Consider the following 11,659-nt stretch of genomic DNA (forward strand, 5'->3'; position numbering starts at 1 on the left):
ACTGTGGACGCACTCACTTTATTACTGAATCGAACCTCTCAACCGCGCCTGGACGAGCCAGCGCCAAGTGCAGACGCGTTAGAAAATATAAAATGCGCAGCACTTCGCGCGCCGGATCACGCGTCTTTAACGCCTTGGAAATTCATCGTGTGTGAGGGAGCGGGATTAAATAAACTCGGAGCGTTGTTCGAACAATCCGCAATTGAGGCGGATAAGTCGACAAAGGAAATAGAGCGAGCGCCTTTGCTACCTTTACGGGCGCCTATGGTGATAGTTGCAATTGCGAAGGTCACAGAGCATCAAAAAGTACCCAGAGTAGAGCAAGTAGCATCAACGGCTTGTGCAGTAATGGCTATGCAACTGGCGGCTATTGCTCAAGGATTTCAGGGAATGTGGAGAACCGGAAGCTATGCGCAGTGTGACACCGTAAAAAATGGGCTTGGTTTGAGCGAAGAGGATGAAATAGTAGGCTTTTTATATTTGGGCACAGCAGCAGTTGAAGCGCCCGAACGCAAGTCACATGATACGGCTCAGTATTTCGAGCACTGGTCTTAATGTTCAAAGTCATTATTAAATAAAAATTTAGTCGAACGAATAATCCCTCCGTTGTAGTGGTAATTAATATCAAACCACAATAGCGTCTGCTCATCCAATGGGTGAGCTTTTCAACTATTATCATACCAATTGGGAGAGGAGCTTCTGGTGCTAAACCGAGGGCAACTGGACTCATTCAAACGTTGAAAAAGCCGCACTCGCAGGGCGAAAGAGCAGGCGCCTACACTGCGCAAGATTGATTTTAATGGCCCAGGTACTTGATCATCAAAGCGCATCGATAAAGTACGCGCTACTTTTTTTGAAATAACCACGCCTTATTCCGAATTCATAGTATTAGCGCGCATGATTCTTTGCTGTTCACTTTTTCAGCGAGTGTTCGGGTGTTTGCGCAACGCAGCAATGGAAACTACGTACATAGCGATTAGTCTGTATAAACAGTTTCTCACTTCGCTTAGATGCCCATTAAGCACGGCCCTTTAACGCTAATCTGAGTGCTAACCTGCCGTTGGCGCGCCAACGGCAGGTTAGCACTTCGACCGAAAAGGTTTCGCGCTTTAACAATTTACAGGTTTTAGTCTACCTTAACGATTTTAAGAGCGTTAGTGGCGCCAATTTTTTCCATCTCATCGCCATATGTCATGATGATGCTGTCGCCACTGGCTATCAATCCGTGTTCCTTCAAAACTGCGATCACATCGTGTTTAAGTCGACCCGGTTCACTATTTCTAGAATCGAAGTAAACAGGCTGGACGCCACGATACAGCGCCATAGAGTTTAATGTATCCACATGTCTAGACATAGCAATAATGGGTAGCGATGTCGTTATGCGAGACATTAGCTTTGGCGTATTTCCACTTTCTGTCAGGCCGACAATAGCTTTTATACTAGGTAGATGATTAGCTGCATATACGGTCGATAACGCCACCGTTTCGCTTACAGTAGAAAAGACATCATCCATTCTATGCTTGGATATTTTGACACTGGGATGGGTTTCAGCGCCTTCGCAAACTCTGGCCATGGCTTTAACCGTTTCCACCGGATAACTACCTGCAGCGGTTTCAGCGGAAAGCATGACTGCATCGGTACCATCTAAAACAGCGTTAGCGACGTCCATTACTTCTGCCCGGGTAGGCATAGGACTGGAAATCATAGATTCCATCATCTGAGTTGCGGTTATGACCACTTTGTTTAATTGTCTGGAGCGAGAAATAAGTTTCTTTTGCACGCCAACTAGCTCAGCGTCGCCAATTTCAACACCTAAATCTCCACGCGCTACCATCACTGCATCTGATGCACAGATAATGTCATCAATCGCTTCAGCGCTCGCTACGGTTTCTGCCCGCTCAACTTTCGCACAAATTTTAGCATGACACCCCGCTTTTTCAGCCAATTGGCGTGCATAATTTAAATCGTCGCTGGAACGAGGAAACGATACTGCCAAGTAATCAACATCCATCTGAGCAGCGGTTATGATGTCCTGTTTATCTTTTTCGGTCAGCGCTTCTGCAGATAATCCGCCCCCTTGTCGGTTGATCCCTTTATTATTGGATAGTTTACCGCCCACTATAACCGTGGTTATCACCTTACGACCTTCAACGCTATTTACTTTAAGTTGAATACGACCATCGTCAAGTAGTAATAAGTCACCCTCGCTGACGTCATCAGGTAGTGCTTTATAGTCTATGCCGACCGATTGTTCGGTGCCCTGATCCTTGTCCAGCTCTGCATCCAGGATAAACTGTGCACCTTCATTAAGCATTATCGAACTTGCTTTGAAGCGAGCAACGCGGATTTTTGGCCCTTGAAGGTCGCCTAAAATGGCTACATACACCCCCAAATTTTTAGCCGCTTGCCTGACACGTTTCGCTCGCTCAATATGATCTTCAGCGTTGCCATGGGAAAAATTCATTCTAACTACATTCGCGCCCGCTGCGATAATAGCCTGTATTTTTTCTAGAGAGTCGGTCGCAGGGCCTAACGTAGCAAGTATTTTAGTTCGTCTTGTCATAAATTCATGTCGCTTTAGAAGTTGTTATTAGTCCCACTTCAACGTCGCAGGAATGTTTTTGTAACTATTTTACGTAATATAATTACGTAATGTTAATGCAAAAAGACAAAAAAGTGAAAGTGAAAAGCGTTAAAGTCAGGTCTGAAAGAAGAGGTAAGACTTCTGCAACGCTTTTAACATTGCAGAAAGTATAGCGTGTTTAACACAAGATGCGTCAAGTCAGACTAGTCTGATTTTTTATCGTATCGAGAGCCGCGCAGGGTATCTTTGACGCGTTTTAAATTTTCTCTAAACTTGTTACCTCGCCTTAGAGTGAATCCGGTAGCCAGCACGTCAATTAACGTAAGCTGGGCAATTCGTGATGCCATTGGCATATACATGTCAGTGTCTTCTGGCACTTCAAGTGATAAAACATAAGTGCATTCATTGGCCAGTGGGCTGTCTTCTGATGTTATGCCAACTACAGTTGCATCATTTGAGCGGGCTATCTGGGCAATTTCTACTAAGCTTTTAGTTCGACCAGTATGTGAAATGAGAACAACTACATCACCTTCATGGCAGTTCATGCAGCTCATTCGTTGCATCAGTATGTCTTCAAAATACACCACAGGTACATTGAAACGGAAAAACTTATTCAGCGCATCGTGGGCCACCGACGCCGAGGCACCTAATCCAAAAAATGAAATGCGCTGGGCTTGTGTAAGTAAATCAACAACGCGGTTAACTGTTTGAATATTAACCGATTGGCGAGCGACTTCCAGCGCTGCCATAGTGGATTCAAAAATTTTATTGGTATATTCCTCGGGGCTATCGCTTTCATCAACATGTCTATTAACGTAAGGCGTTCCATTGGCAAGGCTTTGCGCTAAATGTAATTTGAAATCGGGGTAACCCTTGGTGTCCAGCCGTCTACAAAAACGGTTTACAGTAGGCTCACTGACATCTGCCATTTTCGCTAATGTTGCTATACTCGAATGAATAGCTGTCTGCGGATTGGCCAGTATAACTTCAGCAACCTTGCGCTCTGATTTACTGAAAACAGCTTTGTTTTGTGTGATTTTTTCTAATATATTCATACGGCTAAAACATTATTTCTGCGTTAAGATATATACGATTGTAGGCGCTAGTTTACTGTATGTAGCATTTGTGACAAGCGAATTGTAATTTTTTGACAAAAATGCTGTGTTTATTCACCGTAAGGAGGTTGTAAATCCACATTTTTCGCACTTTATTCAGATTGCTTGTAATTTTACTACATTTGTTGTTTACTAATGCCATGTCATTACATGCGATTTAACTCGCGCATAAAACCTCACATATTAAGGGTATCCTTTTATGGTAATGGAAAATTCTAATGAACCTTGTGACTTCGTATTATTCGGGGCACTAGGTGATCTTTCCCGGCGCAAACTTTTACCTTCGCTTTATCAACTCGAAAAAGCCGAGCTTCTCCATCCTCAAACGTCTATCGTAGGTGTTGCCCGCCAAGCTATGAGTGTGAGTGAGTTTCAACAAGAAGTTAAAAAGAATATACAGAAATTCGGGGAGGCAGGGTTTTGTGAAGATACCTGGGCTCGACTGTCGGCCAGATTAGATTATGTATGTGTCGATATGAAGGACACCGCGAGCTATAAACAATTTGATGAGCACGTGAACCCTGATAGAACGATGGTGTGTTATTTAGCCACCCCTCCTTCTATTTATGGGGATATTTGTCGGGGGCTACATTCTAGCAACATAATCGATAGTAGTGTAAGGGTGGTACTGGAAAAACCCATCGGACACGACCTAGAATCATCAAACGTTATAAACGATCAGGTGGCAGAATATTTTAGCGAGTCTCAAATTTACCGTATCGATCATTATCTGGGTAAAGAAACGGTTCTGAATCTGGTCGCGTTAAGGTTTGCTAATTCAATTTTTGCCACGAACTGGGATCATAACTGTATAGATCATGTCCAAATTAGTGTAGCAGAGTCGGTCGGCATAGAAGGGCGCTGGGGCTATTTTGACGATGCCGGTCAAATGCGCGACATGGTACAGAATCACCTTTTACAAATATTAAGTTTGGTGGCGATGGAGCCGCCAACTACTCTTGATGCTGACAGTATCCGAGATGAAAAGCTGAAAGTATTAAAAGCTTTACGTCCAATAGATAGTTCAAATATCAATACGACTACAGTGCGGGGCCAGTATACAGCAGGCTTCGTGAAAGGGGCAGAAGTCCCTGGTTATCTAGAAGAAGACGATGCAAACCAGAAAAGTCAGACCGAAACATTTGTAGCAATTAAGGCCAATATAGACAACTGGCGCTGGGCGGGCGTACCGTTTTACCTGCGCACCGGCAAGCGCATGCCAAAAAAAGTGAGTGAAGTTGTTATCTATTTTAAGCGTCAACCTCACAATTTATTTGGCGACAGCTTCCAAAGCCTTCCCCCTAATAAATTGGTCATTCGGTTACAACCCGATGAGGGGGTAGAAATTACGGTAATGAATAAAGTACCGGGTTTAACCAGCTCAGGCTCTATGGATTTACAGAAGTCAAAGCTCAATCTCAGTTTTTCAGAAGCGTTCTCAGCAGATCGCATTCCTGACGCCTACGAGAAGCTTCTATTGGAAGTGATGCTGGGCAATCAGGCTCTCTTTGTACGCAGAGATGAGGTAGAACAAGCTTGGAATTGGGTTGATTCTATTCTTGCCGCTTGGAAAAGTTCAAACGAGCCTCCTGAGCCGTATCAAGCTGGTACCTGGGGACCAGTGGAATCTATTGGTTTGTTGGCACGCGAAAATCGTAGCTGGTACGAGAGCAAAATAGTTAAGAAGAAATAATATGGGATTATCTACAAAAACATTTTCTGATAAATCTTCGTTAGTTACTTCATTCGCTGATGAAATAATCAGCATTTTAAACGAAGGGATTACCGAGCACGGTCGTGCGTCTTTAGTGGTAAGTGGCGGGTCCACCCCATTACCTTTATTTAAAGAATTAAGTCAGCGCGATTTAGATTGGACCAAGGTCGATATCACGTTGGCAGATGAGCGGTGGGTCGATGAGAATCATTCCGATAGTAATACTAAGTTGGTAAAGCAAAACCTCATTCAGAACAAAGCTGCTAATGCGCATTTTGTCCCGCTCTATAGTGATTACAACGATGCATCGGAAGGGGTACACGAAGCTGAGGTAAGACTTTCGTCCCTTTCGCAGCCTTTCGATGTACTGATTTTAGGCATGGGAGAAGATGGGCATACTGCTTCACTATTTCCTTGCTCGAAGCAAATTGATGACGGGTTATCCTTAAGCAGTGGAAGAATTTGCTTGGCTACAAAGCCTGAAACTGCGCCTCATCAGCGAATTTCACTTACACTACCTGCAATACTAAATAGCAAACATATTTTTCTCCATCTAACGGGAGAAAAGAAAAAGGACGTATTACAGGAAGCAATGAATAATCATACTGAACGCGAGAAACCTATCACTGCCGTAGTCAACCGCGCCCCAGTAACCTTGATGTGGGCACCGTAGGAAAAATGAATATGAACTCTCAACTAGCTGAAGTTACGCAACGAATAATAGAGCGCAGTAAGGCAACCAGACAGGCTTATTTAGACAAAATTGAACATGCTCGATATGAAGGGCCGCATCGTGGCGTTCTGTCATGTGGCAATCTTGCCCATGGATTTGCTGCGTGTGGTACGGAAGAAAAATCTGATCTTCGTAGTATGACTAAAGCAAACGTAGCTATCGTTTCCTCCTACAATGATATGCTTTCAGCCCATCAGCCTTATGAAAATTATCCCGCGATAATTAAACAAGCTATACGTGAAGTAGGCAGTGTAGCTCAGTTCGCGGGTGGTGTGCCAGCGATGTGTGATGGTGTAACGCAAGGTCGGCCAGGTATGGACTTAAGTCTGATGAGTCGAGATGTCATCGCCCAAAGTGCGGCAGTGGCTCTATCGCATAATATGTTTGATGCGGCAATGATGCTGGGTATTTGCGATAAAATCGTACCAGGATTATTAATGGGCGCGTTAGCTTTTGGTCACCTTCCCACGGTCTTTGTACCTGCGGGGCCAATGCCATCTGGCTTACCTAACAAAGAAAAAGCAAGAGTCAGACAAGCGTTTGCTGAAGGGAAAGTAGGGCGAGAAGAATTGCTTGAAGCTGAGTCTCAGTCTTATCATTCCGCGGGCACATGCACCTTTTATGGTACCGCGAATTCTAACCAATTAGTTGTAGAAATGATGGGATTGCATTTACCGGGGTCATCCTTCGTCAATCCCGGCACCCCACTCCGAGATGCACTTACGCGTGCTGCTGCGGTCCAGGCTACGCGTTTAACTGATCTAGGCGATAACTATACGCCAATTGGCCATATAGTTGATGCTAAAGCGCTTGTTAACGGGTTAGTTGGGTTATTAGCCACGGGTGGTTCTACTAACCACACGATGCATTTAATTGCCGTTGCACGGTCTGCGGGCTATATCGTTAATTGGGACGACTTTTCAGATATTTCCAATGCTGTCCCCTTGTTGACTCGTATCTATCCGAATGGCTCTGCTGACATTAACCACTTTGTTGCAGCCGGCGGGATGTCACTATTATTTAAACAATTATTGGATGCCGGGTTACTGCATGAAGATGTGAAAACAATTTGTGGTGAAGGCTTGACTCGATATACCAACGAACCCCAGCTCGAAGATGGGGAGTTGGTATGGAAAAGTGGTGCAAGTGAATCGTTCGATAAAGAAGTGCTCGCTTCGGTTGAGAAGCCATTTAAACCAGATGGCGGATTGAGTGTTCTGAAAGGTAATTTAGGCCGCTCAGTAATAAAGACATCTGCGTTACGCACACCGCATATTCATATTAAAGCGCCCGCGGTTGTATTTGAAGACCAGTTTGAACTGGACGAAGCATTTCGTAGTGGGGCATTGAACAAAGATTGTATTGTTGTCGTGCGTTTCCAAGGACCTTCTGCTATTGGAATGCCAGAATTGCATCGTTTAACCCCGCCACTGGGTGTGTTACAAGATCGTGGTTATAAAGTCGCATTGGTGACTGATGGTCGTATGTCCGGAGCTTCCGGCAAGGTACCAGCGGCCATCCACGTTACCCCGGAAGCCTACAATGGTGGCTTATTAGCAAAAGTTCACGAAGGTGATTTAATCGAATTAAATACGCAATCTGGCGTGTTGACGCTTTGCGTCGATGAGGCGGAACTGGAAAGACGGGAACCCAAAGAGGCTTCGCTAAGTCACCATCAGCAAGGTATGGGACGAGAGCTATTTGCTGGCACCCGAGCAGTGTTGACAGGTGCAGAAGAAGGAGCCTGCTCATTGTTTTATACTCAGGAGCAGGCGTTATGAGTGAACAGTTTGTAGCCGACGTTGGGGGCACGAATATCCGCCTTGCGCGAATTGCTGCTGACGGGTTGGCGAATATTAAAAAGTACATTTGTCGCGACTACGCAAGTATCGATCTCGTTATTCAACAGTATTTTGATGAATTACCAGAGTACCAATTTAGCGGGGGGTGTCTTGCCATTGCCTGTCCGGTAACCGGTGATCATGTTGCGATGACAAATCACAGTTGGGCGTTTTCGCAGCAAGCATTGCGTTTACAGCTTAAGCTGAAAGACCTGTATGTGATAAACGATTTCACAGCGGTTGCTTACTCACTACCTGTATTACATGATAATCAAGTGGTCCAGATAGGAGAGGGGACGGCTAAAGAAAACGGTAATATTGCTGTATTTGGTCCAGGCACGGGCTTAGGTGTTGAACATATCACAATGACCGCTAGTGGCTGGCAGACACTTGACGGAGAAGGTGGCCACGTTGATTTTGCACCTATCGACGAAACCGATATTCTTGTTTGGCGATACCTGCAGAAAAAACATGGCAGAGCATCTGCTGAGGAAGTGATGTCGGGTCGAGGTATTGTTAATATCTACAATGCTCTGTCTGAACATCGTAGTACGCCTACTAAATTTAATAATCCCGCAGAAATTACGGCTGCCGCGCTATCTGGTGAATGTGATACATGCGAAGCCACACTGACTCAGTTTTGCCGTATTATGGGGAGTTTTGCTGGAAATATTGCGTTAAATATGGCGACCACTGGGGGCATATTTATTGGTGGTGGAATTGCGAATAGGTTTACTGACTTTATCCAACAAAGTGATTTCCGCGCTCGTTTTGAAGCAAAGGGAATAATGAAGCATTATGTTAAGAGTATTCCAACTTATTTAATCGCGGAGCCTGATCACGGATTATTGGGCGCAGCGGCATTTCTAAAACAACACATTGTGAGTTCAACAAAATGACATCAAACTGGAAATTAACCCCGGCCGATATTTTTGCATCGGGCCCTGTCGTGCCTGTGCTGGTGATCCATGATGTGGATAAAGCGGTCCCTTTGGCCAAAGCATTGATGGCAGGCGGCATTAAAGTGCTTGAAGTAACTTTACGTACACCAGTTGCGTTAGACGTGATTAAAGCTATTGCAGAGCAGGTACCTGACGCTCTAATTGGTGCCGGCACTGTTACCAACGCGCAACAGCTGAAAGAAGTTACAGAAGCGGGCGCTAAATTTGCCATTAGCCCAGGGATGACTGCTGAACTATTAAAAGCTGGCAAAGAAGGGGCTATCCCTCTTATCCCCGGCATTTCCTCGACATCTGATCTCATGAAGGGCAAAGATGCAGGTTATACCCACATGAAATTCTTCCCAGCGGAAGCTTCAGGTGGAGTCAAAGCGATTAAATCCATTAGTGGACCTTTCCCGGATGTCGTGTTTTGCCCCACCGGTGGGATTGGTCCAGACAATTTTAAAGACTACCTGGCACTCAAAAACGTGGTATGTGTCGGTGGTTCTTGGGTGGCCCCAGACGACGCTATTGCTAATGGTGATTGGGATAAAATTACTCAATTAGCAAAAGATGCGATTGCGGGTGCAGCTGAATTTAGCTAAAAATAATTTACAGGTAGGGCGGCGGGGGTTGCTCGCTGCTGCCCCTCTGTTTAACTAAGAAATAACCTGCGTAAGTATATGACACTCGTCTGGTAATACTTCTTTCCCTGACGTTATTGCTGTTTCCACGCAAATCATTTGTTTGAATCCAAATGCATCCATATCAGAAATAGACGCTGCGCTTTGCCACGGATTCCAGACAACGACCGAATCATGCCCAGAAGAGTGTATTTGGGTAAGCTTTTTGTCTTTATTAAAGAGCGAGATCTCTTTAGCAGCGTGGTCATGTATTCGATCTGTTTCTTGATTAAATCGATATGGCTCAGGCGTATCTTTGATGGAAAAGCTATCAGTTTTGTCTCGGTAGCTGCCTTGCAAACCTCTAAGTTCAATATGGTTAATATCGGGTACTTCAAAATAAGAGTGAAAAGCAGTGTTAAAGGTAAACGGCACAATGCCCGTATTGCGTGTAGAAAGATTAACAGTAAGGGATTCCCCTACAATGATTTCTAATATGACTTCACAATCATATTCAAACCCGTCAGCGCGAGAAAATGTGGGAGTAAGTAAAACGACAGTGCCCTTATCAGTATCCTCAGATGATTTTAATTGCCATACCTGAGAACGTAAGAATCCATGAGCCGGTAATTCACCTTTTTCGCGCCCATGATCATCGCTGAACCACGGCCAGCAGATAGGAATGCCTCCCCGAATGGGTTTTTCGCCACTCATATGAGCGTGAGGGCTTAGCCACAAACGTTCAATATTGTCAGATTTGGGAATATAGGAAAGTACGTGACCGCCATACAAACTGATTTGCGCTATCGCAAACGTATTATCCACGTTAAGGAATGTTATCCCCGATGTTTCTTGTATTGTTATACTGGGAGCAATAGACATGAATCCGACCAGTCAATTTGGATTTATATCGTTCTATTGTGCCTTGAAAACTAAAAAGGTGCGACACAAATCACACCTTTAATTAGTTAATCCATCGAAATGTCATGTAACCCTTCGCTAAAATTATACAGTATTATATCAAGCCATTAATCACTTATATGCTTTACCAAATCTAATACTTTGTTTGAATATCCCCATTCATTATCATACCAGGCAACTAATTTAACGAACGTATCGGTTAGCGCAATACCTGCTTTTGCATCAAATACGCAGGTGTGAACATCGCCAATAAAATCGCTGGATACAACATCGTCTTCAGTGTAAGCCAGAATACCTTTGAGTTCATTTTCAGCAGCAGATTTCATTGCTTCGCAAATCTCATCGTAAGTAGTGGCTTTGTCTAAGTTTACGGTAAGGTCAACTACCGACACATTGGGGGTTGGGATACGAAACGCCATACCCGTTAATTTCCCATTCAGTTCAGGGATAACTTTACCCACTGCTTTAGCTGCGCCAGTAGATGAAGGGATTATGTTTTGTCCAGCTCCGCGACCACCGCGCCAATCTTTGTGCGAAGGGCCATCCACAGTCTTTTGAGTGGCGGTTGTTGCATGTACTGTGGTCATAAGACCATCTTTGATGCCAAAGTTATCGTTTAGCACTTTTGCTAGTGGAGCGAGACAGTTGGTAGTGCAAGATGCGTTTGATACTATCGCTTCACCTGCATAATTATTTTCATTGACTCCCATTACAAACATAGGCGTGTCGTCTTTAGAGGGCGCAGACATCACAACTTTTTTAGCGCCTGCTTGAAGGTGTTTTTCTGCCGTATCATTAGTAAGGAAAAGTCCTGTCGCTTCGACAACTACATCTACCTTAACGGCTTCCCAGTTTAGATCCGCAGGATCCTTTTCACTGGTTACCCGAATTCTTTTGCCGTTCACGATTAGGTGGTCGTTATCTACACTAATTTCGCCATCAAATCTTCCGTGAGTGGAGTCGTATTTAAGCATATAAGCGATGTAGTCCGTATCTAAAAGATCGTTAACGGCTACGATTTCGATATCAGAACGTTCCATTGCGGCCCGAAACACCAGCCGACCTATACGGCCGAAACCGTTTATACCAACACGAGTTGTCATAACATCCCTCACTTAATTTGAAATAATATTACGTAAATTATGGATCATTATGAGTCTATGATCAAAGATAACTGTTAAAATGTT

10 protein-coding genes are annotated in these 11,659 nt (G+C 44.3%); 6 read left to right on the plus strand and 4 right to left on the minus strand.

Features of this window, described 5'->3' with window-relative positions; genetic code table 11:
• Nucleotides 1-3 precede the first annotated feature (3 nt).
• A complete protein-coding gene (locus tag OPS28_RS09620; RefSeq protein ID WP_265609239.1) occupies nt 4-555 on the plus strand; it encodes an NAD(P)H nitroreductase in 552 nt (183 codons plus the stop codon).
• 571 nt (nt 556-1,126) lie between these two features.
• Here the strand turns inward: OPS28_RS09620 and pyk are convergent.
• Entirely contained in the window at nt 1,127-2,563 is a 1,437-nt protein-coding gene (gene pyk / locus OPS28_RS09625; RefSeq protein WP_265609240.1) for a pyruvate kinase, read from the minus strand.
• Nucleotides 2,564-2,787: 224 nt separating this feature from the next.
• Complete coding sequence (locus OPS28_RS09630; protein WP_265609241.1) at nt 2,788-3,639, minus strand: MurR/RpiR family transcriptional regulator; 852 nt, start codon at nt 3,637-3,639, stop codon at nt 2,788-2,790.
• 259 nt (nt 3,640-3,898) lie between these two features.
• Between OPS28_RS09630 and zwf the strand changes: the two genes are divergently transcribed.
• Genes zwf through OPS28_RS09655 form a run of 5 tightly spaced genes read left to right on the plus strand, consistent with a single transcriptional unit; the run spans nt 3,899 to nt 9,533 of the window.
• On the plus strand, nt 3,899-5,392 hold the full coding sequence (gene zwf, locus OPS28_RS09635; RefSeq protein WP_265609242.1) for a glucose-6-phosphate dehydrogenase: 1,494 nt from the start codon (nt 3,899-3,901) through the stop codon (nt 5,390-5,392).
• A gap of 1 nt (nt 5,393) precedes the next feature.
• On the plus strand, nt 5,394-6,086 hold the full coding sequence (gene pgl, locus OPS28_RS09640) for a 6-phosphogluconolactonase (protein ID WP_265609243.1): 693 nt from the start codon (nt 5,394-5,396) through the stop codon (nt 6,084-6,086).
• A gap of 11 nt (nt 6,087-6,097) precedes the next feature.
• The gene (edd, locus tag OPS28_RS09645) at nt 6,098-7,927 is read left to right on the plus strand and encodes a phosphogluconate dehydratase (protein ID WP_265609244.1); all 1,830 of its coding nucleotides are present in this window, start codon (nt 6,098-6,100) and stop codon (nt 7,925-7,927) included.
• Complete coding sequence (locus OPS28_RS09650) at nt 7,924-8,886, plus strand: glucokinase (RefSeq protein WP_265609245.1); 963 nt, start codon at nt 7,924-7,926, stop codon at nt 8,884-8,886. The genes edd and OPS28_RS09650 overlap by 4 nt, the downstream gene beginning before the upstream one ends.
• Complete coding sequence (locus OPS28_RS09655) at nt 8,883-9,533, plus strand: bifunctional 4-hydroxy-2-oxoglutarate aldolase/2-dehydro-3-deoxy-phosphogluconate aldolase (protein ID WP_265609246.1); 651 nt, start codon at nt 8,883-8,885, stop codon at nt 9,531-9,533. The genes OPS28_RS09650 and OPS28_RS09655 overlap by 4 nt, the downstream gene beginning before the upstream one ends.
• Before the next feature lie 54 nt (nt 9,534-9,587).
• On the opposite strand, the gene OPS28_RS09660 is transcribed toward OPS28_RS09655, so the two are convergent.
• Together OPS28_RS09660 and gap are read right to left on the minus strand one after the other, a co-directional pair.
• Nucleotides 9,588-10,433 carry a D-hexose-6-phosphate mutarotase gene (locus OPS28_RS09660; RefSeq protein WP_265609247.1) on the minus strand — a complete coding sequence of 282 codons (846 nt, stop codon included), beginning with the start codon at nt 10,431-10,433 and terminating at the stop codon, nt 9,588-9,590.
• Nucleotides 10,434-10,579: 146 nt separating this feature from the next.
• On the minus strand, nt 10,580-11,575 hold the full coding sequence (gene gap / locus OPS28_RS09665; RefSeq protein WP_265609248.1) for a type I glyceraldehyde-3-phosphate dehydrogenase: 996 nt from the start codon (nt 11,573-11,575) through the stop codon (nt 10,580-10,582).
• Between the last annotated feature and the right edge of the window lie 84 nt (nt 11,576-11,659).

The sequence above is a fragment of the Alteromonas sp. ASW11-130 genome (assembly GCF_026183735.1).
Lineage (GTDB): Bacteria > Pseudomonadota > Gammaproteobacteria > Enterobacterales > Alteromonadaceae > Alteromonas.